The 24976-nt window shown below is 43.0% G+C and carries 23 protein-coding genes; 16 read left to right on the top strand and 7 right to left on the bottom strand.

What is annotated here, in order from left to right; translation table 11 throughout:
• Positions 1-159: 159 nt before the first annotated feature.
• Complete coding sequence (locus tag ACTQ9T_RS01540; RefSeq protein WP_194619273.1) at positions 160-612, bottom strand: threonine/serine exporter family protein; 453 nt, start codon at positions 610-612, stop codon at positions 160-162.
• A gap of 1 nt (position 613) precedes the next feature.
• A complete protein-coding gene (locus tag ACTQ9T_RS01545) occupies positions 614-1429 on the bottom strand; it encodes a threonine/serine ThrE exporter family protein (RefSeq protein WP_189585326.1) in 816 nt (271 codons plus the stop codon).
• 139 nt (positions 1430-1568) lie between these two features.
• On the opposite strand from ACTQ9T_RS01545, the gene ACTQ9T_RS01550 reads away from it, so the two are divergent.
• Entirely contained in the window at positions 1569-1850 is a 282-nt protein-coding gene (locus tag ACTQ9T_RS01550; protein ID WP_440463859.1) for a DUF503 domain-containing protein, read from the top strand.
• A gap of 94 nt (positions 1851-1944) precedes the next feature.
• Here the strand turns inward: ACTQ9T_RS01550 and ACTQ9T_RS01555 are convergent, their stop codons facing one another.
• A complete protein-coding gene (locus ACTQ9T_RS01555; RefSeq protein ID WP_440463860.1) occupies positions 1945-2439 on the bottom strand; it encodes an REP-associated tyrosine transposase in 495 nt (164 codons plus the stop codon).
• 120 nt (positions 2440-2559) lie between these two features.
• Between ACTQ9T_RS01555 and ACTQ9T_RS01560 the strand changes: the two genes are divergently transcribed.
• A complete protein-coding gene (locus tag ACTQ9T_RS01560) occupies positions 2560-2808 on the top strand; it encodes a hypothetical protein (RefSeq protein ID WP_440463861.1) in 249 nt (82 codons plus the stop codon).
• A 267-nt stretch (positions 2809-3075) separates the two neighbouring features.
• Here the strand turns inward: ACTQ9T_RS01560 and ACTQ9T_RS01565 are convergent, their stop codons facing one another.
• From ACTQ9T_RS01565 to uvrA, 3 genes are all read right to left on the bottom strand, one after another.
• Positions 3076-3489 carry a hypothetical protein gene (locus tag ACTQ9T_RS01565; RefSeq protein WP_440463862.1) on the bottom strand — a complete coding sequence of 138 codons (414 nt, stop codon included), beginning with the start codon at positions 3487-3489 and terminating at the stop codon, positions 3076-3078.
• A 72-nt stretch (positions 3490-3561) separates the two neighbouring features.
• On the bottom strand, positions 3562-4029 hold the full coding sequence (locus ACTQ9T_RS01570) for a DUF6584 family protein (protein ID WP_440463863.1): 468 nt from the start codon (positions 4027-4029) through the stop codon (positions 3562-3564).
• Positions 4030-4140: 111 nt separating this feature from the next.
• The gene (gene uvrA / locus ACTQ9T_RS01575) at positions 4141-7047 is read right to left on the bottom strand and encodes an excinuclease ABC subunit UvrA (RefSeq protein WP_440463864.1); all 2907 of its coding nucleotides are present in this window, start codon (positions 7045-7047) and stop codon (positions 4141-4143) included.
• 671 nt (positions 7048-7718) lie between these two features.
• On the opposite strand from uvrA, the gene ACTQ9T_RS01580 reads away from it, so the two are divergent.
• The 13 genes from ACTQ9T_RS01580 to ACTQ9T_RS01640 all read left to right on the top strand — a co-directional run bounded on the left by ACTQ9T_RS01580 (position 7719) and on the right by ACTQ9T_RS01640 (position 22683).
• Positions 7719-9083, top strand: coding sequence for an MFS transporter (locus ACTQ9T_RS01580; protein ID WP_010201347.1), 1365 nt, complete (start codon positions 7719-7721; stop codon positions 9081-9083).
• Positions 9084-9215: 132 nt separating this feature from the next.
• Positions 9216-9818 (top strand): DUF3833 domain-containing protein, encoded by a 603-nt coding sequence (locus tag ACTQ9T_RS01585; RefSeq protein ID WP_440463865.1) that lies wholly within the window; start codon positions 9216-9218, stop codon positions 9816-9818.
• 312 nt (positions 9819-10130) lie between these two features.
• Entirely contained in the window at positions 10131-10754 is a 624-nt protein-coding gene (gene ssb / locus ACTQ9T_RS01590; protein WP_201592261.1) for a single-stranded DNA-binding protein, read from the top strand.
• Between the two features lie 574 nt (positions 10755-11328).
• Positions 11329-12012 (top strand): hypothetical protein, encoded by a 684-nt coding sequence (locus tag ACTQ9T_RS01595; RefSeq protein ID WP_440463866.1) that lies wholly within the window; start codon positions 11329-11331, stop codon positions 12010-12012.
• Positions 12013-12087: 75 nt separating this feature from the next.
• Positions 12088-12606 (top strand): BLUF domain-containing protein, encoded by a 519-nt coding sequence (locus tag ACTQ9T_RS01600; protein ID WP_440463867.1) that lies wholly within the window; start codon positions 12088-12090, stop codon positions 12604-12606.
• Positions 12607-12658: 52 nt separating this feature from the next.
• Positions 12659-13096: a BLUF domain-containing protein gene (locus tag ACTQ9T_RS01605; protein WP_189579874.1), complete on the top strand. Its 438-nt coding sequence runs from the start codon at positions 12659-12661 to the stop codon at positions 13094-13096.
• Between the two features lie 696 nt (positions 13097-13792).
• Entirely contained in the window at positions 13793-14116 is a 324-nt protein-coding gene (locus ACTQ9T_RS01610; protein WP_189579877.1) for an H-NS histone family protein, read from the top strand.
• 206 nt (positions 14117-14322) lie between these two features.
• The gene (gene gspN, locus ACTQ9T_RS01615) at positions 14323-15138 is read left to right on the top strand and encodes a type II secretion system protein N (RefSeq protein ID WP_194619253.1); all 816 of its coding nucleotides are present in this window, start codon (positions 14323-14325) and stop codon (positions 15136-15138) included.
• Positions 15139-16029 carry a type II secretion system protein N gene (locus tag ACTQ9T_RS01620; protein WP_440463868.1) on the top strand — a complete coding sequence of 297 codons (891 nt, stop codon included), beginning with the start codon at positions 15139-15141 and terminating at the stop codon, positions 16027-16029.
• A gap of 140 nt (positions 16030-16169) precedes the next feature.
• The gene (gene gspD, locus ACTQ9T_RS01625) at positions 16170-18416 is read left to right on the top strand and encodes a type II secretion system secretin GspD (RefSeq protein WP_440463869.1); all 2247 of its coding nucleotides are present in this window, start codon (positions 16170-16172) and stop codon (positions 18414-18416) included.
• Between the two features lie 446 nt (positions 18417-18862).
• Complete coding sequence (locus ACTQ9T_RS01630) at positions 18863-19888, top strand: TatD family hydrolase (RefSeq protein WP_440463870.1); 1026 nt, start codon at positions 18863-18865, stop codon at positions 19886-19888.
• Positions 19889-19974: 86 nt separating this feature from the next.
• Complete coding sequence (locus tag ACTQ9T_RS01635) at positions 19975-20844, top strand: tRNA threonylcarbamoyladenosine dehydratase (protein ID WP_440463871.1); 870 nt, start codon at positions 19975-19977, stop codon at positions 20842-20844.
• A gap of 21 nt (positions 20845-20865) precedes the next feature.
• Positions 20866-22683, top strand: coding sequence for an ATP-binding protein (locus ACTQ9T_RS01640; protein ID WP_440463872.1), 1818 nt, complete (start codon positions 20866-20868; stop codon positions 22681-22683).
• Between the two features lie 491 nt (positions 22684-23174).
• Here the strand turns inward: ACTQ9T_RS01640 and efp are convergent, their stop codons facing one another.
• Positions 23175-23747, bottom strand: coding sequence for an elongation factor P (gene efp / locus ACTQ9T_RS01645; protein ID WP_010201332.1), 573 nt, complete (start codon positions 23745-23747; stop codon positions 23175-23177).
• Positions 23748-23912: 165 nt separating this feature from the next.
• Between efp and epmB the strand changes: the two genes are divergently transcribed.
• Entirely contained in the window at positions 23913-24920 is a 1008-nt protein-coding gene (gene epmB / locus ACTQ9T_RS01650; RefSeq protein ID WP_440463873.1) for an EF-P beta-lysylation protein EpmB, read from the top strand.
• The last annotated feature ends 56 nt before the right edge of the window (positions 24921-24976 follow it).

Raw genomic sequence — 24976 nt, forward strand, 5'->3', positions numbered from 1 at the left:
TCTTTGACTCTACCGTAATGGGTCTTATCATCCATCTTACAAGTTTTTTGTGGTTAGGGTATGTTAAGTCGCTTCGATGTGGTTAGTATCTCACTAGAAACAGCCTAATATTTAAATGTCTATACCTGCCTAAACTCACTTGAACCCGCCTAAACCTACTTAAACAATGGCACGACGTCTATAAAATAGCAGTCCGGGAATGGATAAGCCTAATACCAATCCCGAGGTCACAAATAACGCCTCAAACAAATACACCATCATTTGGCTAAATAACTCATCTGAAAAACCGAAATAGCCAATCTGTACCATGCTCACCATCGCCTTATAAGCAGCGATACCGGGCATCATACAGATGACACTTGGCGAAATTAATGCTTTGGGCGGTAGGGTGTATTTCTTGGAAAAATACACGCCTAAAAAGCTGGCAAGCATCGCCCCAAAAAAGCTAGCAACCACGAGATGCACATGTTGATAAACAAGAGCCGTCTTTAGTCCGAAGCCAAACGCGGTCATCAGCAAACAAGGCAAGATATAGCGTTTGGGTACGCTAAACATCAGCGTCCAACCAAGGGTAATAATACACGACAGCGCAACGGTCTCAATGAACCACATCTTAAAACCCCCAGTGCTGTATGCGAAGTAAAACCAGTGCCATCACGATGCCAACGCACGCTGATAGGGTCAGCATATAAGTAAAAACCGCACGTCCAATCCCAATATTGACATAGCCTTTTAAGATATCTGAGAAAGAGTTGATCAAAGGAAAGCTTGGTACTAGTAAGAGCACACTAGAGGCAACCGCAATATCGGCATTATTACCAATATCAAAATAATAGGTCGTCGCTCCAATTAAGGAAGCGATAAATGCCGTCACAATGACGGTGATAAAAGGATTAAAATGCTGCTTGGACAGGTAAATACGGGTGAACATCGCTACCATACCCGCGATAAATGTCACTGCGGTAATCGACCAACTGCCACCATTCAGGTAAGCAAACGCCGCACAAGATGCGCCAACAAATATGCCTACCAGCCACGTTGGATAAACCGTTTTATCTAATTCATCAAACGCAAGAGTGGTGCGGTCAGTCAGCTCGGATTTCAGCTGATTGTTATCTGGCTTGTCGCTATTTGTGTCGGCTTCGGTTTTATTGATAATTTGCTGGATTTGTACCAGTAAATTGACGTTGATGCTTTGATTAATCGTGTCTCTGGTGGTGGTGATACAGCGCTCATCGCAGATGGTGGTCAGGGTAATGGCATTAAAATTCAGCGAACATTCTACGCTGTTCATACCCAATGCAAGCCCCAAGCGTTTGCATAAATCCACCACCACGGCAGACTCAGCGCCATACTGCATAAGGAGTAATCCGCAGCGCACGCATAGTCGAGTAATGTGCTGTTGCTGTACGTAGCTGATAGAAGTCATTGATTAGATACGCATGTTGGCTATTGTGATATTTGTGAATGGTTATTGTGTATCGATACGGAAAGGTAACGATAGCATAACTTGACGTGCTTATTTGCTACTATTATAAAGCGTAAACCCCTGTAGTAAGGAGAATAAAATGCATATCGCTATCTTAACCCTGACTTTTACTTTACCCGGTTGTGGCTCGTTAAAAGAAAAACGCCACCGTATGGGCGGCTTGCATGCACGCTTTGGCAACACACCAAGTGTCGCGATATGTGAGAGTGGGGAGCGAGATCGGCATGATGCCAGTGAGTGGACGTTTGTGATCGTTGGATTGTCTAAACGTGAGGTCGAGTCTCAGTGCAGCCAAATTGAGGAGAAGATAGAACGTACGGTAGATGCGCGTGTGATGAATGTTGAGAGGGAGTTTGTTTAGGTTAATTGGTAATTATCTCAAGTCTGAAAAATGTTTAACTTGTAGGTTGGGTGGAGCTTGCGACACCCAACGTTTACTTTAAAAAAGAATATCCTCATCCGCCCCAATTGATAGGAAGCAAACCATCTGTCACAAATCGATGAAATGAAGAATATTGCCAGTCTTTAGCCTGTTTAACATACCCATGTTTAATAGGGTTCATATGAATATAATCAATATGTGCTCGATAGTCTGATTCATTGCGAATGCAATGCTCCCAAAATCGACGTTGCCAAATACCGCGCTCGCTTTTTTTAAGTCTACTACTCGAAATAGATTCTGTTTTGGCAATGTTATAAGAAAAGTAATATTTAATGAGTTTTATTCGTTTAGAGAAGTCTGCATCATTATTTGGCATAGTACATAACATATGCAAGTGGTCTGGCAAGATAACAATGGCATCAATATGAAAGGGATGTTTTTGTTTGACCGTTTGAAAAGCATGTCGAAGCGTTTCAACTTCTTTGATTAGTAAATCGCTAGATCTATCAGCTAGGTTGATAGTGAAAAAGTAGGTTGCTCCTTTTTGATAATGCCTTCGATACTGCATGCTATTCTGCAAATTATAACTAATAGCTGATATTACTTAATTTTGTTGGGTGTCGCAAGCTCCACCCAACCTACGGATTGTAGGTAATTCCGTGTTTAGATTGTAGGTTGGTGTCGAGGGATGAGACCCAACGAGTTGGTTTTGATGAATATGAGACAGTTGGGTTTCCTTCGTCAACCCAACCTACGAGCTGTCGATGAAGGCGAGCTATATGAGATTGAGTCCAAATGGAGAAGTTTGCCTACAAAGTTTATGAATGATGAAGATTATGAACATGAAAAGGTCTATTTTCATCCTGATAGCGAGACTGAGTTTTATACTGAAGAATCACTACCGCAACTAATTTTGCACGAATTGATGAACATATAATTGATTCAGGTTTTTTTAAATATAAGAATAATGATTTTATAGGCAAAAAATGGTGGCAAGTCTGGAAGTAAGTATTACTATAGTCAAACAAAAAAAGCCACTCCCTAAAGAGTAGCCTTTTATCATCAATCATCTAAAAATTACTGATTAGTGCGGACGGCCTTGACCATGTCCTTCAGGTTTTTTATATCCTTTTGCAGTCATACAGGCCTCTAATTTTCAGCATCAGCATCAGCATCAGCATCAGCATCAGCTTACCTATCGAAATCAAAATAATCCGAGTAGTCCTGCAATAATACCTAATGAAAGACATGTACCAAGAAGTAAAGTCTTACACGTGGACATCTCAAATCCCTGTTCGTGATGACTTGAATAATGTCTTTTTTTATCATAACTCTTGAACAGTTCAGAATTACATATTTCTTTTTTAGTAAGTAAGCCAACGGCAACAGGGGTTTTATAATAAAGTTTATAGTATGTGACTTGAGTACCTACTAGTAATACGTCCTTGCCTGTATATTTACATAAATCGTAGTAAAAAACGGTATCTTCATAGGCATCCCGAATATAGGCTTTGTATAAGATACTATCTATATTAGTAATGATGCCATCACTTATATCAGGACCCATTCTAACCTCTATATTTTGTATGTTGAGTAAATTATGCCCTTTGGCATGCATACCTGTATCTAGTTTTTTATAATGGATGTTTGGGTTTCTATCAATTCAGCCTACGGGCTAACATTGATAAATTTATCTTCTCGTCAATTGAGAGAGTTGACTGTAATTCTTATCTTTTTTGAATTTAGATTCAAAGTGATAATACCAATTCCACATAAATTTAGGTAAAAAGCCATTTTCAGCTTTCACCTCGTTCATCATATTGAACAATCTAACTTTGACGTCATAATCTATTCGTACTGGTGATTTTGTACCTTCAGCTATTAAGTCTTTTAAAATATTGATTTTGTCGTTCCCGAATGACTGAAAATAAAGAAATAGTATTTCTTCGTCTTGATCAGATAGTTTTTCTTTATAAAAAATATACTTTCCAGCCTTTTTAAAATCACTTTTCTCAACGTACAAATTGGCAAGATTTTCACAAAGAAAAGAGTGTCCGTAACTAAGTCGCATATACCCTTGTAGATTGTTGATAGCAGTATCTATGTCATGATTGCGAATAATTTTGTTAATACCATTTCTTAGCTCAGCTTCAGTCACATGAAAGTTCCTTCGATATACAGTGTTGTATAATAGATATTATTCTAAAGCACAAAAAAAGGCCACCCTATTCAGTAGAGTGGCCTTTTATCAATAGTTCATTAACTGGTATCAGCTTACTTCTTTTATGCCTTGTTCAAGCATCGGCTTTAAGAATATACCCGTGTAGGACTCTTTGACTTCTGCCACTTCCTCAGGCGTACCTTCCGCGATGATCAGTCCACCACCTTTACCGCCTTCAGGGCCAAGATCAATCACCCAATCCGCCGTTTTAATGACGTCAAGATTGTGTTCGATGACCACGATAGTATTACCTTTGTCGCGTAGTGCATGCAGGATATTGAGCAGCTTATCGATATCATGGAAATGCAAGCCAGTGGTTGGCTCATCCAAGATATAGAGCGTTTGTCCCGTATCGCGTTTGGCAAGCTCACGCGCTAACTTAACACGCTGTGCTTCACCACCTGATAGCGTCGGTGCAGACTGACCCAAACGAATATAACTGAGACCGACATCCATCAAGGCTTGCAAGCGACGATAAATCGCTGGAATGGCTGAGAAGAACTCAGTGGCATCTTCGACTGTCATATCAAGCACGTCGGCGATGGTTTTGCCTTTATAGTGAATCTCTAAAGTCTCGCGGTTATAGCGCTTGCCTTCACAGGTATCACACGGCACATACATATCCGGTAAGAAATGCATCTCAACTTTGATAAGACCATCACCTTGACACATCTCACAGCGTCCGCCTTTGACGTTGAAGCTAAAGCGACCGGCTTTATAACCACGGGCACGCGCTTCTTGCGTTTGTGCAAACATTTCACGTACTGGGGTAAACACGCCCGTATACGTTGCTGGGTTTGATCGCGGCGTACGACCAATCGGGCTTTGATCGATATCGACCATTTTATCCAAATGCTCAAGACCGCTGATGCTGTCATGCTTATCCGCGATGAGCGTCGAAGCATTGTTTAACTGAGTCGCGGCAAGTGGCATCAAAGTACGGTTAATCAAGGTCGATTTACCAGAACCTGAAACACCCGTGATACAGGTCATGATACCGATTGGTAAAGACAAATCAACATCGTGTAAGTTGTTACCAGACGCACCTTTTAGTTCAATGGTCATCGGTACTTTTTTCGGTTTGGCTTTACCTTTTTCCTCAACGTCTATCGTTTTGGCTTTATGACGAATCGTTGGAATCTCGATTCTTTTCTTGCCAGACATATATTGTCCAGTCAGCGATTCTTTATTGGCCATGATGTCATCGACCGTACCTTGAGCGATGATATGACCGCCATGTACGCCTGCACCGACACCGATATCGATAACGTGATCCGCTTGGCGAATGGCGTCTTCATCGTGTTCAACGACCAATACCGTATTGCCCAAATCACGCAAGCGCGTTAAGGTTTTTAGTAAACGGTCATTGTCACGTTGATGCAAACCAATCGATGGCTCATCGAGCACATACATCACGCCCATCAAGCCTGCACCAATTTGGCTAGCAAGACGAATACGTTGTGCTTCACCGCCCGATAGCGTTTCAGCAGAGCGGGCAAGGGATAAATAATCAAGTCCGACACTGACGAGGAAGTTTAGACGTTCATTAATCTCTTTAAAGATTTTTTCCGCGACTTCACCTTTATGACCGCCAATTTTTAGTGTTTTATAATAATCAGCCGCATCACCGATAGACATTTTGACGATTTCAGCAATGGTGTGCTCATCGACACGGACATTGCGTGAAATTTCATTGAGACGCGCACCATCACAGACGTTACAAGTGGTATCAGCCAAATATTTGGCTAGCTCGTCACGGACGAGATTGCTTTGCGTTTTAGCATAACGACGCTCCAGATAAGGCAGTACACCTTCAAATGGTACGGTCTTGTTAGTCTTACGACCGCGCTCATCGGTAAAGTTAAAGGTCAGCTTTTCTTTACCAGAGCCATTCATAATAAGGTCTTGCTGCGCGTTTGGCAGATCTTGCCACGGTGCATCCATGTCAATTTTAAAGTGCTTGCAGACAGTAGAGAGCAAACCAAAGTAATAAGCGTGACGCTTATCCCAACCATTGATGGCACCTTGATTAAGAGACTTTTCGTGATGGGTAATCAGTTTCTCAGCAGAGAAATACTGACGTTTGCCGAGACCATCACAGCTTGGGCAAGCACCATACGGATTGTTAAAACTGAACATGCGCGGCTCAAGCTCAGAGACTGCACGATCACACACAGGGCAGGAGTGCTTGGCTGACATGACTTGGTTTTCATCGCCACCTTCTTTTGGATTGCCATCCATAAAGTGTAGCGTCACCAAACCTTGACCTAAGCGCAGAGCAGTCTCCAAACTTTCAGCGACGCGGTTACCTAAGTCATCGCGGACTTTAAAGCGGTCGACCACCACTTCGATAGTGTGTTTTTTCTTCTTATCGAGTGTTGGTAGCTCATCGGTGTCATAAACATCACCGTCGACGCGCACACGGACAAAGCCTTGGCCAATGAGCTGCTCAAGTAAGACCGTATGCTCACCTTTACGCTCACGTATGACGGGTGCCAAAATCATGATTTTGGTGTCATCTGGTAGTGCCATGACTTGATCAACCATCTCAGTCACCGACTGCGCGACCATTGGCTCGCCATGCTCAGGGCAAAACGGCGTACCAATACGCGCATAAAGCAGACGCAAATAATCATAAATCTCGGTAATCGTACCGACCGTAGAGCGCGGGTTATGGTTAGTCGATTTCTGCTCGATAGCAATCGCAGGGGATAGACCCTCGATACTATCGACGTCAGGCTTCTCCATTTGCGAGAGGAACTGACGCGCATACGCCGACAAGCTCTCGACATAACGACGTTGCCCTTCGGCATACAACGTATCGAATGCCAATGAAGATTTACCAGAACCTGATAAGCCAGTAATGACCACGAATTTATCTCGTGGAATGTCTAAGTCGACATTTTTTAAATTATGAGTACGTGCGCCGCGTATTGCGATATGGTCATGTGCCATCGGTGATAGGTTTCCTATTTGCTAAAATGGTATTTAAAAAAGATGGTCGTCGTTCAATAATAATATGAGTAACTAATATGAGTAACTAATATGAGTAACTAATATGAGTAACTAATGAATATGGGTAATTTAGGGTGAGTTCATGGGTTAAACAAAAGCGTGGATAGTTCTCAAATGCATATCGTTTGATAAAAGTTAAGCGTTGTATCGAACAATATGAATAACTGTTTTTATTTTGTGCTTTGTTTTGACTTTAATAAGCAAATCTAAATCAAATCAGTGTTAACTAATAGGGAGGGTTTGTTATAAATTTATCCAAGCTGTGTCAGTACAAGCTGTGTCAGTTTAGGATATGTCTTTTTATAAGGACATGCGTCATAAGTGCTGTTTAGGCAACAATGTCTGCGCTGCCTTGCTTTATTGTCATGATGGAGGGATTATTCAAGGTATGGTGACCCATCAGATGCACTTGGTAACAAAATTATGGTGTCACTCCTACAGGTGAGCGCAGGAATGGTCAAAGGAAGCGTAAAAAGACAAAAGTCTCGGCAACCTGATGGCGAATGTCTTATACTAGTGGGCTTAATTTATAGCTAAAGCCTTGATAGAGTCACAATAGTATAAGCAGCGCAGTAGTGATAAATCAGCAATGACGAACCAGTGAGGCAAGTATGAATAGCGTAGAAAAACGGGCAATTCTCGGGGTCGGTGGTATATTTGCCTTGCGGATGATTGGTTTGTTTATGATTGTGCCCGTGTTTTCTGTGTATGGCGACAATTATGCGCATGCGACACCGTTTCTAATTGGCTTAGCGGTCGGTATTTATGGGCTAGGGCAGGCGATCTTTCAGATACCGATGAGTCTTGCTGCTGATAAGTTTCCGCGTAAACCGATTATCTTTTTGGGTCTGGTGCTATTTGCTCTTGGCGGTATCATCGCCGCCAATGCCACGGATATTTATGAAGTCATTATCGGTCGGGCGCTGGCAGGTAGTGGCGCGGTCTCTGCGGTATTGATGGCGCTACTCGCTGATGTGACGCGCGAAGAGATGCGCACCAAAGCGATGGCCACGATGGGTTTAACCATTGCGACTTCCATCATGCTTGCTTTTGCTTTCGGTCCGCTATTGGTCGGTTCGCTTGGTATTTCTGGGTTATTTTGGTTGACCTCAGGGTTTGCTATTCTAGCGATGCTGCTGCTTTTTTTCGTACCGACGCCGCTACGAGTGCTCAAGCATAACTTAGATAATAAATCGATTGGTCAGCAGTTAGCGACGGTACTAAAAATCGGCGATTTAAACCGCTTGCATATCGGTATCTTTGCCCTTCATCTGACCATGACGGCGATATTTGTCATATTGCCGCATCAGCTCAATGAGGTGATGGGTCTATCGGTACGTCAGCAGGGTTTGGTTTATTTGCCTTTGCTATTTATCGGTTTTGCCGTCGCGATTCCTTTTATTATCGTTGCCGAAAAGAAACGCAAAATGCGCCAAGTATTCTTGGGTGCGATTGCCTTGATGACCGTCGCCTTAGCAGTGCTAGCATTGGGTAGTCAGGTCGGCGTCGGTATTATTTTAGGATTGCTGCTGTACTTTATGGGCTTTAACTTGCTTGAAGCAACAATTCCTTCGTGGATATCCAAGCGCGCACCAGTCGCCAATAAAGCCACGGCTATGGGGCTGAATTCTTCCAGTCAGTTCTTTGGTGCATTTGTGGGCGGGGCAATGGGTGGCTTGTTACTGAGTCAGCCTAATCTGCTGGCGTGGGGGATATTGGCTATCATTATGGGCATTTCGTTGCTGCTTATTATCCCAATTGCTGATCCACCGTATTTATCAAGTACGACCGTTACGATTCCCAAAAATATCAACATACAAGATTGGTCGCGGCAAGTGCTAGCAGTCGACGGCGTTGATGAACTGGTGGTTATGGCAAAAGAACAAGTGGCTTATTTAAAGCTGGATAAGACCCAGTTGACAGAGGATTCACGGCAGCAGCTATCGAGCTTGGCGCAAAGTCCATTAGATCTTTAATAGATTAACTATGCAACAATCTAAAGGTTATAGAAATAAGCCTAAATGGGCAAAACTGAGTAGACAATAACCGCGTAGACAGACCCTAATAAGTGAAAACTAAAAATTCATCTCTGTTTAAAAGGAATTAATATGAGTCAGTTTAAAATGCTGTTGAATGGTGCTTTTTTTGGTAAAGATGTTGCTCCCCGAGCAATGGTCAAGCTGGCGATAGGTTTTGGGCTATCTGCCACGCTTTTGACCTCTGGCTGCGCCACCCAAAATATTCAGGCTTATCAAAACAGCACACCAACGCTTGATATGCATGAATTTTTCTCCGGTCAGATTGATGGCTGGGGCATGTTTCAAGGTCGCAATGGCGAGGTCAAAAAACGCTTTTACGTCGATATTGATGCCACTCATGAAGGCGATAATGTCATTGTATTGGATGAGAAGTTTGACTGGGAAGATGGCACAAAATCGCAGCGTATATGGCGACTGACCAAGCAAATGGATGGCAGTTGGAAAGGTACGGCAGGCGATGTCATTGGCGAGGCGACAGGGGAAGTGGTTGGCAATACCTTGCATTGGAATTACGTATTAGAGTTGCCCGTTGAAGACAAGACGTACAAAGTGAATTTTGATGATTGGATGTATCTTATTAATGACGATGTCATGCTCAATCGTTCAGTCATGAAAAAGTTTGGTGTAGAGCTGGGTAGCGTCACTCTCAGTATGCATCGTAATAATAAATAATCGTTGGCATTACTGATATTTTATGGTGTTTTTCAGGGCTCTAAGGAGTCCTTTCTATTTATAATCCTCGCTAAGATGTTGATACTTCAAAATAATGAATAGTATTGCACAGAGGGAAGCTGATTTTTAATAGTGATAAAGATAAAGCCTCAACACTGCACGACGTAGCATGTCGTTTGCTGTATACAGTGACTAGATATTTTAAAAGAAAATAGTTAAAGTAAAGCCATATTACTGATAGAATTAATGGTTTATATTAAAGACTCGATTAAAGCTCGTAATTAAATTATTCATAAGTAAGAGGACGGAACTATGCGCGGAGTTAATAAAGTTATCATCATCGGTAACCTTGGAGCAGACCCTGAGGCACGTCAATTTAGTAACGGCGGTAGCGTGACCAATATCTCGGTTGCGACGTCAGAGCAGTGGACAGACAAGCAAAGCGGTGAAAAGAAAGAAGCCACCGAATGGCATCGCATTTCACTCTTTAATCGTCTAGGCGAAATCGCCGCGCAGTATCTGCGTAAAGGCAGTAAGGTCTATATCGAAGGCAGTTTGCGTACCCGCAAATATCAAGATCCCAATGGTCAAGACCGCTATATTACCGAGATTCGCGCTGAGCAAATGCAAATGCTGGATGGCGCAACGGGTGGTCAGGATAATGGCGGCTTCAGTAATAATAACCAAGGTGGCCAAAATCAAGGCTACGGCAACCAAGGCGGTCAAAGTAACCAGAATAATTTTGGTCAGCAAGCAAACAATCAGCCTGCTCAGCAAGGTGGTTATAACCAATCTAGCAGTGGTCAAAACAGCTTTAACAATAATCAAGGTGCACCTGCTCAGCAGAATCAGTTTAATCAACCTGCTCAAAAGCCTGCACAATCAAAGCCGACAGCAATGCCAGATGGACCTGTCGATGATGATATTCCGTTCTAGGATATACCTTAGAGGAATACGTAAATAAAGAATGTTGATTAAGTTAGATAGAGCCTATATAAATAGGCTCTTTTTTTATGGAGAAAATAAAGTAAGCGTAAATAGTTAATGAAGAAAATACTTATAATTTTAGCAATTACTTTATTGCTCTCGATAATGTTATACCGCATAAAAAAGTGAATTTGAAATACGATAGAATAAGAAAAACTCCTAATTTCTGTTAGCTATTTATCTGCTTGTTTATCATATCAACCATATCTATAAACGAAATTATTCATGGTTGTTTTTATATTTTTTTCGCTAGAGCTTATTCAAATGACCACTTATATCCTATATCAACCGTTCATTCTATTAGATTTCGCTAATACTAACGCTTCATTAAATGTGTTGATATAATCAAAAGTCGCCAATGATTTAGCAAAAATTACACCTTAAATCTTTTAAAAAAAATGGTTTTGAAAGAATTTATAAAAGTTCAAGGTAGGGTTGATTTATAGCCCAAAGTATCAAAAATTATTTAGGCAGCACCGGATTGTGGTCGTGTTTGCTTAAGTATCAGCGTTAGGTTTATCAGATGAATAATAGCGATGTATTTCGAAAAAGCGACTTGGGTCGAGAAGAAATTAAGACGCAAAGTCTAGGTGTGTTGCCGCGAGAGGCGAGAACATTGTTAATCATGATTGATGGCAAAAAGACTTATCAACAATATCTTGATTCGCTTGATAACAGTAAGATGTTCGCTGAGTTTGGCGGGATAGCACCTCTGTTTGAGTTGTTACAAGAGTTTCAGTGTATTGAGTTGATAGCAGATGATAATGCCAGCGTTGCAAGTCAATCGTATGTAACCCCGCAACCAGCGGCACCACATACTGTCATTGAGCAGCAAGTGGCTGAAATACAGCCCACGACGCGAGCAAACGAAGACAGCAAAGCACTTCAGTTTCAATCTATTCAATCGCAGAGCAATAGTGCCGCTGAGTTTGATGCTACCTTTAACGATAAGCCAAAAAAGGCAGCTTCCTTTACTGGCTATTTTAAGCGCAAAGCCGCTGATGTTAATTTTGAGACATTAAAGTCAGAATTGGCGACTTATATCGAAAAAAATGCACCATCTGAAGATGTATGGGGTTACCTGCTAAATCTGGAGCAGTGTACCGATGCCCCGCAATTATTGGCTCTCATACAAAAGATCAAGCGCTCTACCAGTGGTGGTTTATCGCAGGGTGTGGGTGAGTTTTCCAAAAGAATCAAACTCTGAATTTTACTCACTCATCGTAGCGATGCATTTGGCTATTGCTTACAAGAAAATCTAAATAATTTATCGGAGTGCGTTATGGACGTCGCTGAGCTGTCAGAAAAGAACCAGTCAAATATGCTACATGGCGAGCATATTATTATACGTTTGACCTATATTAGCCGTTATAACAAAGACAACCCTAATGGGGAGGTCACGCGTATTCTAGCGCAAGCGCAACAGAATAATGAGCATAATGGCATTACAGGTGCATTGGTATTCAATCACAATTACTTTCTTCAAAGCATTGAAGGAGCGAGACCTGTCATTAATGAGCTATTACGCAAGCTTGTAAAAGACGAGCGGCATTTTTCCCTACAGATTATTGAATGTCGCGAGATTGAGCAGCGCCACTGGAATAAGTGGTCGATGAAATATCTTATCCCAAGTGATGAGAATAAAGGACTGGCGCTTAAATTTTCGACAAGCACTCAGTTCAATCCTTATCTGATGAGCGCCAACCAGATCATGATGCTGATTGATACATTGTCAGAACTTCAAGAGCAAGAAGAAAAAGAGGCTTCTGCCAAGAAGAAGTCTTGGTTTGCTATCAGTTAATTGACGTTTATAAAGGTGCCAACACCCTATCACATTGCATAAGAGACCAGACATGACATCATCAACTTCAGATGCGCATATTTTAATGAGTATGACGTACGTGAGCCGTGCAAACCCAGATGTATCAGCGAAAGACTTTAATGAGATTTTGCAGCAAGCCCAAGCCAATAATGCGGCAAATGGCATCACGGGTATGTTGACCTTTAATAAAGACTATTTTTTACAAACGGTTGAAGGACCTAGAGCACAGATTAATCGTTTATTGTACGCTCTCATTGCCGATCAGCGTCATCACGATTTACAGGTGATTGAAACACGCGAGCTCAAGCATAGAAAATGGGCAAAATGGTCAATGAACTATGCTTCTCCAACCGAATCTAACGCCGCGATTTATCTAAAATACTCTACGACAGTTGATTTCAATCCGTATTTATTAAGTGCCGAATCCGCTCTTGATTTGATGACTGAGCTTAGCGCACAACGGGCTTAGTCTGTTGAATTAACATCGAATAATAAGCAGTATGTCACTTAAGTAATATGACACTTAAGCAGTTCAAAATAAAAGAGGGACATTAAAAATGGCGTTTTGCTAATATAAATTTTTCTCGCCTCCCTAGGCCGTGTCCTCAATTTGAACAGAAGCGACTATCTGAAGGTTTATCGTTTATAGCATTAATACGCTTACCTGTATTGAGCGGACTGACTAATGTTGTTTAATTATTGCTTTTTATAATATTGTTATTTACCGGATTTATCCATAAATTGGTCCAGATAAAGGTTTTTTAAGTGGATAAAAGATACAGTATTAAATTGGGCTAATTATTGGCTATTTCGTATGATATAGCCCGATCACCATAAAATTATTACGATAGTTATTTTGATGACTGCGTTGACATATAACTTATGATTGGTTTTATTGTATTGATATTGTTGCATATTGACTACAAAGTTCATTAATTCCCTATTGTTATGAATACTGTTTTTGTTTATATTGTCCCTACTTATTAATGCCACTGGTAATAGCTTATCAACGTCACTAATAATAACGTTTTGATAAGCAATAAATGAAATTGACTATTAATTTTCGTATTACTACTTATTATTTGTGAATTGACACTCTTTAGCGCTTAATAAATAGTATTATATTTATTAGGTTTATATCCCTTATATAAAAGTTGAATTTATTATGAACAACAATACTGCCCTTGATTTAGACAGCTTAAACGTCGATGAGCTACGTGCCATCACTGAAAACGCCCAACAGTTAATTGCTAAAAAGCAACATCAGCGTTTGTATGATGCTTACATGCAGTTTGAAAAAATTGCCGAAGAGAGTAATAGCACCATCGAAGAGATTTTAAAGGCTGGTGAGACGTTAGAGAAAAAGCGTAATATCAAGTATCGCAACACCGATAATAATGAAGAGACGTGGACGGGTCGCGGTCGCAAGCCACTATGGTTGGTTGATGCACTAGCAGCAGGTCGTGACATTGAAGATTTCGCTATTTAATCTGTCAAGATTCGAATAGCAATGCTAGGCATTACTTTGTCCCTATGACTTTCATAACGATTGAGTCAAAAGTGCATTAGTAGACAGAAGTCAGTATCTTTATTGCCAATATTTTGGTAAAAAGATACTGGCTTTTTTTCTGTCATCTGTATGCTATTGTTTGTTATGATAATGACGTTTTTACCTTATATAAGAGTTGTGTAATTGTGGCCCAAGTCTCTGCGTCGTCTCATAAGCGTCCCCGTAAGCTGTGGTGGCTATTTGGGTTTATATTATTTGCGCTATTTGCCTTATTGCAAATGCCCGCGTCGTGGCTACTTGAAAAATATGCACCTAATAATCCTTATGTGCAGCACGTGTCGGGCAACTTATGGCAAGGCTCAGCGATTTGGCAGCTGCCTTTGTCAGCAACGCCATTGACAGGTGCGGCGAATTGGTCGTGGCAGCCGTGGCAATTATTTTTGGGTAAGTTGGGTGCAGAAGTCGATATCACGACAGAGCAGACCAGATTAAACGGTCAAATAAAGCTGGGCACCAGCGCATGGCAGATTGATGATATGAGCGGCAAGATTGCGCCGGAAACATTGGCCAGTGTGGTCGATTGGCAGCTGCCCAACACACCGATTCAAGTCAATGCGGTATCGTTAAAACGGCAGACCGGTTCGGATAATGATTCCAATAAAAAGTCCTCTGGTTTCAGTGAGGCCGATGGTCAGTTGACTTGGGTCGGCGGTGAAGTAGGTTATCCGAGTGGTGGTAAGGTTTTTTATATCACTATGCCAGCGATGCGTGCCGAGCTTAGTACGGAACAAAAAAATGATAAAAATCTGCTGCACGTTAATTTATTAAATAATCAAGATAAGCGCTTAGGGGATCTGTATGTCGATGGCGATAATATGCTAGATGTTAGCTTGACCCAGCGTTTATTAGAGAATATGCCTGAATACAAAGGACAAGCCCCGCAAGATACGCCCGTTGTCAGTGTGCGCCAGCCATTGTTAGCCGGTTTGGGGACGCGCTAGATGTCTACTGCTACCTTAAAACCCATCATCAATGTTCTCAATCGCTGCGCTGGTTGGCTGCTACTATTAGCAATTGCTTGGCTGTGCTGGACGGCGGCACGGCTATTGTGGTTGTTGCTAGCTGCGCCTTTGGCACCAGCTTTACCGCTAGCTCCTCTACAAAATGCTAATACATCTGGCGATGATTACAGTGGTCTGTTTGCCATTTTTGCCGACCCCGATCCTGTCGCCGCAGCGGTACAGCCACCCCCTAATATTGGCTTAAAAGGGGTTTTGCTAGCCGTGCCAGAGAGCATGTCGTCCGCCTTATTAGACGTCAATGGCGAGGTCAAAAACTATCGCATCGGTGACAGTCTAAAAGACAGTGACTATACTCTGATCGCTGTCGACTGGAATGCCGTCATCATCGCCGATGCCCGTGATCAGCAAACGGTCATTAGAATGGCAGAGGCGATGGCACTCGACCAAAGCGATATGCTAGCAGGTGCCGTCAGCAATCAGCGTTTGCCAAACAGTAACGCATTGCCCAGTGCCCCAATGCCACCACAAGACAATACTGAGTCCACAGCAGAGACGAGTCCTGAGAGCAGCCCGCAATCTGCTATTGATGAGGCCATCACGTCACTGAAAGAAAATCCAGCCAGTTATCTGAGCAGGATGGGTGTCATGGCATCAGGCGAAAACTATCAGGTAACGGCGGCGATGCCTTCAAAACTACGCAATCGTCTAGGGCTAGAGCCGGGTGATCAGGTCTTGACCGTTAATGGTCAAAGTGTGGGCAATAATCCTAGCCAAGATGCTGGTATCCTGCAACAAGTACAGCAAGCAGGCGAAGCACAAATAGAAGTCAAACGTGGCGAGCAAGTGATTACGATTCGCCAGCAATTTTAGGCAAGCAATGTTTTAGTAAGCTCTTTCTTATTAGGCCGTTTTAAGTAAATAATGACCATCTGGTTGGGGCTATGGTAGCAACACGCCAGCTGACAATATTCAGTACATACTAAGCGACATCACTGTAGGTAATTATCAATATGGTACGTTCTCATAAATTTTCAGTCACGCCTTTGCACCATACCTTACAGCGCTTGATGCGCCTATGCCGTCCTCTTTGCCTAGCCATACCGCTATGGGCGGCCAGTACAGGTCCTGTTAGTGCCGAGAGTTGGAAAGTCAACTTGCAAGATGCTGATATTAAAGCCTTTATTAATGAAGTGGCGACCATTACCGATCAAAACTTTGTCCTTGATCCACGTATCAATGGCAATGTGACGGTCATCTCCAATAAAGCTTTGTCTCGCGATGAGATTTATCAGCTGTTTTTGAGTGTGATGCAAGTCAATGGTATTGCCGCGATTGACTCAGGTACAACAGTTAAACTGGTGCCGGATAATGTCGCCAAACAGTCTGGTGTGGCCGTCGATTTGCGCGGTGATAGTGTCGGTGAAGCACTGGCAACTCGGGTCATTTATTTAACCAATACTCAAGCGGCAGAGGTGTTGGGAGTCATACGACCACTCATGCCACAGTCTGCCCATGCTGCTGCTGTGCCTGGTGTTAATGCGTTGGTATTGTCGGATCGCGCAGATAGCTTGAATCAATTAACCGCGCTCATCCGTGATTTAGACAGCAACGTCAATGACAGTTTGCAAGTGATACCGCTACGACATGTCGATGCAGAGCGCATGATGGAGTTGATCAGTGCTTTGGTGGCAAGTGCCGGTAGTGGGCAAGCACAAGGGGGCAATAATCAGCTTAAAGTCATTGCCGATACGTCCAGTGATAGGCTGCTGGTCAAAGGCAGCCCTGAGATGATCGCCAAAGTCCAAGAAATGGTCAATCAGTTGGATACCACGCCTACAAGACGCCTGAGTGGTTTGCGGGTTTTTCGATTGAAGTATGCCAGTGCTGGTCATATTGCAGATATGCTACGTGGATTGCTAGCCAATCAATCTATCAATAGCGCTGGCGCGACCTCGACATTAGAGGCCGCCTCGCTAAATGATGCAAGTACGACAGGTGCATCGATTAATGGTGCAGCCAGTGATAGCATTGGTAATAGCAGTACAGCAGTAGTGCCTGCTAGCAGCGCAAGTGGAACGAGTACGGGGGTGGGCGGTCGGCCATTCAGTATCATCGCTGATGAAACGCAAAATGCAGTGATCGTCAATGCCGCACCCGAGCTGATGTTTGAGATTGAAGACGCGGTCAGCCAATTAGACAGTCGCCGCGCACAAGTATTGATTCAAGCCGCTATTGTCGAAGTATCGGGCGATGATGCGACCCAGCTGGGTGTGCAGTGGGCGCTGGGTAATGCCAACAGTGGCTATGGAGTAGTAAACTTCAACAATGTTGGTGCTAGTGCGACAACCCTTGCGGCTGCCGCCTTAGCAGGTACTGGTACGGCAGGTATCAGCGCTGCTGCCAGCTCTATCGCTGGTGCTTTGATAGGGATTGGAGACAGTCGAAAAGACAGTCAGGGTAATACTGAGTTTTATGGTGCCATCTTACAAGCACTGGATTCTTCTACCAGTGCCAATCTACTGTCTATGCCATCGATTTTGACATTGGACAATGAGAAGGCGAGTATTTTGGTTGGTCAAAACGTGCCTTTTGTGACTGGCTCTTTTACCACCAGTGGCAACAATTCAAACAATCCATTTCAAACGATTGATCGCCAAGATATTGGTATTAATCTCAATGTCATTCCGCATATTGGTGATAATGGCACAGTACGCTTGGAGGTATCACAAGAAGTATCGTCAGTCGTGCCAGGTAGTACGGGTAATGCCAGTGGTTTGATTACCAATAAGAGCCTCATCAACACGACTATTCTAGCCGACGATCAACAGACCATCGCTCTAGGCGGTTTGATGCGCGATAACACCACGACGCGCCAACAAAAAGTGCCTGGTTTGGGTAATGTGCCCTTTATCGGTCGATTGTTCCGTTCTGACAATGACAACACGCAAAAAAGCAACTTAATCATCTTTCTACAGCCGACTATCCTACGCGATGGCGGTGCAGTGGCGAGTGTGACTGAACGCAAGTTTAACCAAATGCGTGTCCTACAGCTGGTCATTGACAAAAACGGGACGATTAAGCAATTGCCCCTAAGTGGGACAGAAGGCTGGGATGGCAATGTCGATGCAGATTACGAATTGATGCCACTCAATCCGCTCGTACCGAGGCGCAATCAAGCACCAAAAGCTACGTCACAAGGTTTTACTAAAGTAGATAGTCCAAGTAGTGGTATCACGACTTACCCTCTCAAGCGTTAAACGCAAGCTCAATCAAGCTATCGTCTCGTGCGGTTTTATTGAAAATATGACACCGTACATAAGCTTGCGTATTCATAACACAGATAAACACAGCCATTACTATATCCCAGTATACTAAGTAATTTAAATACACCGAATATTGATAAAATAATGTTTTAGTGCACTCTAAAAGACAAACAAGCTGTAAAGGGGTGGAGGTGATGGCGCATCGTATTAGCAAAAAAAAATGGCTTATGTTAAGCGCAGTTGGTACGGCTTTATTACTAATACCGCGTCGTAGCAGCCGCCAAACAGGTAAAAGTCGACAATCAGACAGTCACTCACAAAGCGAGATTAAAAAACAAAACGCATCATGATCATTCAGATGCTAAATGTGTACTTTTCTCATGGTGATTTAGCCTATTATGAATATTTTTACTAACAACGATTAAGTTTGGAACCTGTTAATGACTGCTCTTGACTCACCATATATCGCGCCGCATTCATCATCTGTTCTGCCATTGATTGATACGCATACGCATTTTGATGCGCCAATTTTTGATGCGGATAGAGCATTGCAAGTCGAGGCCGCTTATGAGCAAGGAGTGCGCCACCTTATGTTGGTGGGTTATTTATATGAGCATTTCGATCGTCTGTATGAGACTAAACGCCTAATTAATGAAGATTTTCAATCGATTCCAGCGCAAGCAACTATAGTGCAATCATCGATGATTAAGGTTGCTAACCAGCATAACTCGTCTCTAGATGCTCATATTGCGCTGGGTTTGCATCCTTTTTATATCAAGCAGCATACAGAAGCACATCTGGGTAGTATGGCAAAGATGCTCGCTGACGAGCGCCCATTAGCAATGGGTGAGATTGGCTTAGATACTTTTACAGATGAGATGAAACAGCCTAATGTTCTAGCCAAGCAAGAGTATTTTTTTAAGGCACAATTGGATATGGCAGTGACCCATCAGCTACCAGTGATGCTGCATATCCGTAAAGCTCATGCTGAAGCGTTAGCCATATTGAAAGCGCATGATTATAATGCGCATAATTTGGGCGGGGTCGCGCATAGTTTTAGTGGTGGTGAGCAAGAGGCAAAGGCTTTTGTAAAACTAGGATTTAAGCTCGGAATTACTGGACAAGTCACCAATCCAAATGCTAAAAAACTGCGTCGCGCGATTCAAGCAGCCGTTGATAGTTATGGTCTTGAGTGCTTGGTGATTGAAACTGACTGTCCGGATATGACACCCATTATGTGTCAGCATTCAAACAATAGCCAGTCAGCGCTTGGGCAAAATTCAGCCAATGAAGGGGATGACACTTCCGCTCATAATAGAAACGTTCCCGCCAACTTACCATGGGTGCTGCTGAGTCTGAGTGAGTTACTCAATGTACCGTCACATCGCCTTGCCGAGCAACTATGGCAAAACAGTTGCGATGCCCTACGTACTGACTGGCACTATCCTATACTGTCAAAAGGGTAACGGCTACTAACAGTAAAAAGTAACGTGATAGAGAATAAAATAAAAGCAACTTAAGTTATAACCTTCAAAAGAGCGTTTAATCTGTTATGAGTGAAGCACAATTATTTGACCAGTCGTTTGTAGAGCCTAATACCGTTGAGCATTCTGTCGCTCATAACGACAGTGATAGCGCAAGTGAGCAATATGAGCGGCGTTTCCAAGGAACGCAAACCCTCTATGGTCGCTCAGCCGTTGATACTTTTGCGGCAGCACATGTGTATGTGATTGGCGTCGGGGGCGTTGGTTCTTGGGCAGCAGAAGCCTTGGCTCGTACCGCAGTTGGCACTATTACTCTGATTGATTTGGATGTATTGGTGGCTTCTAATGTCAATCGGCAATTGCCAGCGTTAGACAGCACCTTTGGGCAAAGCAAAATTGCGGCGATGGGGCAACGGCTTGGTGAGATTAACCCCAAGGCTACCGTCAACTTAATTGATGATTTTCTGACAGTTGATAATGTTGCCGCACTCCTGCCGAGCCGTGAAGAAGCAAAGGCTGCCATTGCTCAAGGTCATCCTATTGTCATTCTAGATTGTGTCGATGATATGCAGGCCAAACTTGCTATCGCCCTACATTGTCGTTTCAATAAATTAAAATTGGTCTGTGCAGGCGGTGCGGGTGGTAAGATAGACCCTAGTAAGATTACGGTAAGTGACTTGCGCGATAGCTATCAAGATCCACTACTGGCCAAGCTTCGCAATAAATTGCGTCACGAAAAAGGCATTAATAGCGCTCTAAAAGAAAAGTTCGGCATCAAATGCGTCTATTCTACAGAACCACCACGCGTCGATAAAAGCTGTCAAACGGGCGGTTTACATTGCGGCGGTTATGGTTCAGCAGTAGTAGTGACATCGGTCGTGGCAATGCTGATGGTGAGTGAAACGTTACAATTGTTGATAAAGCAGACGAACGTCTGATTCTAATGAATGGAGTCCACCTTGACGATACCCAACTCACCTAAGCGCAGCTACCCAGTCGCCGCAGATGAAGTAGATCGTATTAGCAAGCTCAAAAAATATCAGGTGCTCAACCATAATGATGAGCCTGCCTTTTCTCGTCTGACTGAACTTGCTAAGTTGTTTTTTGACATGCCAGTTGTCACTATTACCTTTATGGATGAGGAGACTCAGTATCTAAAATCTGTGCATGGGCTTGTTGATATATGTACGACGGCGCGTGAAGTGGCTATCTGTAACTATACCTTGCTGTCGGATGGGGTGTTTGTGGTCGCAGATTTGTCAAAAGACAGTCGCTTTGATCAAAACCCATTGGTGACGGAGTCTACCCATCTACGCTTTTATGCGGGTGCGCCCATTATCATGCATGAAGACAACAAGACGTATCGTCTAGGCTCTTTCTGTCTGATGGATACAGAGCCTTATTATGGCTTTGATGCTAAGCAAGAAAAATTATTGGCCCAGTTCGCGATGATGGCTGCCGATGCTTTACAACTACAAGATAAACAACGTGTCGCCAAGCATGCTAATGAGATGAAATCGGACTTTTTGGCCAATATGAGCCATGAAATACGGACACCGATGAATGGCATTATCGGCATGGTAGAGATGCTTAGCGAGACCAAGCTCAGCCAAGAACAACAAGAATACGTGGACAATATAAAAGTCTCAAATGAGCATTTGCTAGCGATTATCAATGGTATTTTGGATTTATCGAAAGTTGAGTCTGGCAAAATGACCATTGATGCCATCCCGATGAACTTGTCTACCTTATGTAATGAAGTAGTCAGTCTCTTTGCTATCAAAGCCCGACAGCGCGGCTTGATTTTAGACTACCATTATATGGAATCGCTATCGCCTTATGTACAAGGGGATCCGGTACGTCTCAAACAAATCATGGTCAACCTTGTCAATAATGCCATCAAATTCACCCGTGAAGGTGGGCGAGTGAGTATCGATGTTAAGCACGTGCCCAATTGTTGCTATATCAATGACAAGTCTAAAAATGACAAGTCTAGAAATGATGAATCTGATGATGTTTTGACTGATGAGACCATTAGTGGTGACAGTATCATTGAAGAGAGCAATACCCAAGAAAACATGACCTTATATATTCAGGTCACCGATACAGGCGTCGGTATCAAACCTGAATCAGTTGACGCGATATTTGATGCTTACAATCAAGCTGATAAATCGACCCATCGTCTGTATGGTGGTACAGGTCTTGGGTTGTCTGTGTGTAAATCTCTGGTGGATCTAATGGGTGGGTGCATTAATGTAGATAGTGTGGTCGGTGTCGGGACTACCTTCACGGTATTGTTGCCGCTACCTACTATCGGTGAGGAGCAGTACGAGAGCTGGCAAGATTCAAACGACTTTACTATGATAGTGCCCACTCAGGAGCGTTCTGGTCATATATTGTTAGTTGAAGATGACAGTGTCAACGCGACGATAGCCAAAAAAGCCCTGAATAATAGTGGTCATACGGTCACGCATGTCACCGATGGGCAGCAAGCGATTGAGACTTTTGCGTTGTACCCTGAGCGTTATGACCTCATTTTGATGGACCATCATATGCCGATTATGGATGGCGTACAGGCGACTATTAAGTTACACGAACTTTATGATCCTCAAGTGCTGCCACCGATTATCGCTTTGACTGCTAATGCCATGGATGGCGAGCGCGAAAAATATCTCAATGTGGGCATGCAGGATTATTGCACCAAGCCCTTTAAACAAGAGCAGCTAAACGCCTTGGTACAATATTGGCTGATGCATAAGCAATCGTCAGCTGATTAAGAGAGTAAGGCAGACTTAATTTTCCAAGATATAGTCAGAGCTCTTTTAAACCGCTACGGTGTTACCCATCCTAGATGTACGCAGTGTACTATTTGCGGTTGGGCGCCTTGTAGCGATTCTAAAATTCCTTGACTATAGATCTACTAAATCTCACAAATGCATTATTTATTGTGCTGATATTTATTGTGCTGATTGTCAAAACCGTTTTAGTGCTTGTTTATGATATTTTTTCGATAACTTTCTGACAAGTAATAAAAAAAGCTTAACCATTTAATAATGGTTAAGCTTTTTTTATGCGTTACTAGGGCGTGTCCTCAATTCAATCGAGCATTCTCTAAATGTGCTAAAAATGGCTAAATTTTGCCAAACATCGTCAAATAGCTTATCAATATCTCGATATTATCTGCACTATTTTCCTCGTTTGATGGCAATTTATCTCATTTTTATCGCCATTTTTGAAATGAGAACACCCCCTAAATCAAGTCGAGCGATTAGTTGACGCGAGTTTGGTAGTCACCAGTACGGGTATCGACACGGACGACTTCACCTTGCTGAACAAACAATGGTACACGCACAACTGCGCCTGTCTCTAACTTAGCAGGTTTGCCGCCACCACCTGAAGTGTCACCACGTACGCCAGGATCTGTCTCCGTGATTTGTAACTCAACGAAGTTGGGTGGCGTGATCGACAATGGACTTCCATTAAATAGAGTGATGGTACATATGGCATTGCTGTTTTCTTTTAGCCATTGTACTGAGTCGCCCATTGCTGTTTTGTCAGCTTGGATTTGCTCAAAGCTTTCAGGATGCATGAAATGCCAAAACTCGCCATCGTTGTATAGATAGTTCATCTCAGTGTCCATGACATCAGCCGCCTCTAAGCTATCACCTGACTTGAAAGTTTGCTCCAATACTTTACCACTACGAAGATTGCGCAACTTGACACGGTTAAAGGCTTGACCTTTACCAGGTTTGACAAACTCGTTTTCAAGAATGGCACAAGGATTGCCATCGAGCATGACTTTTAGACCGGCTTTAAATTCATTAGTAGAAAAACTTGCCACAAGAAACTCCTAAAGGTTGCGAATATATGATCAGTATTTGGGTGTGGAGATAACTGTGCTAAGCGCTGTCGTCACGCCAACTATTCATGGATGACTGGTATGCTTTGATAGGGTACTCACTAAGGGCGTATAATGACGCCTTTTAGGCACAGGTACTAGGTTGTCATGATAAACCATTTAATCACACAAAAAAACTGGCAAACGCAATTATCCGAAGGCATTACCAGCATTGATGAGCTGCTTAGTATCCTAAAACTAGAATCCTTGCGTGCTGACGTTTATGTGCCTGAGCATTTTGAGCTAAGAGTGCCGCGTGCTTTTGTGGCAAAAATGACCGTTGGTGATAGCAATGATCCTTTATTAAAGCAAGTGCTACCTGACCGGCAAGAGCAAGTCACAGTGACTGGCTACGTGGCAGATCCTTTGGCCGAAAACGCTCATAACCCGACCAAAGGCTTGTTGCATAAATATAAATCAAGAGTGCTGTTAACGATTACAGGTGCTTGTGCGATTCATTGCCGTTACTGTTTCCGTCAGCATTTTGATTACAGTGCCAATATGCCCACTGCCGATGCCAAACAAAGCATCATCGACTATATTACTGCCCATCCTGAGATCAATGAGGTGATCTTGAGTGGCGGCGATCCTTTAAACGTGACCAATAGACGGTTATTTGCTTGGTTAGATACCTTGGAAGCCATCCCACAACTGACCACCATTCGGCTACATACTCGTTTGCCAATAGTGATTCCAGCACGTTTGGATGCGTCATTATTAGAGAGGCTAGCACAAAGTCGCTGTCATATCGTCATGGTCATTCACTGTAATCATGCTAATGAGATTGATGTGCTCACAGCAGAGTATTTGCAGCGGGCGCGAGCAGCTGGCATGACTTTATTAAATCAGGCCGTACTTCTAAAAGGCATTAATGACAGCGTTGCTGCTCAAATCGCTTTAAGCCAACGCTTATTTGCCGCTGGCGTATTGCCTTATTATCTGCACGTGTTGGATAAAGTGGCAGGAGCTGCACATTTCGATAGCGACGAGCGGTCAGCAGTCGCGCTTTATTGGTCATTATTGGCAGCATTACCCGGTTATCTGGTACCTAAGCTGGTCAGGGAGTTGCCAGATAGACCGTTTAAGGTGCCGATTGACATTTACAATGGGGCTTAAAAGTTGCATGATGACGAGGCAATATTATTTATGGACAAATAATGACCAATAAGTGC

The sequence above is a fragment of the Psychrobacter sp. ASPA161_6 genome (genome assembly GCF_051970285.1).
GTDB classification, from domain to species: domain Bacteria; phylum Pseudomonadota; class Gammaproteobacteria; order Pseudomonadales; family Moraxellaceae; genus Psychrobacter; species Psychrobacter glaciei.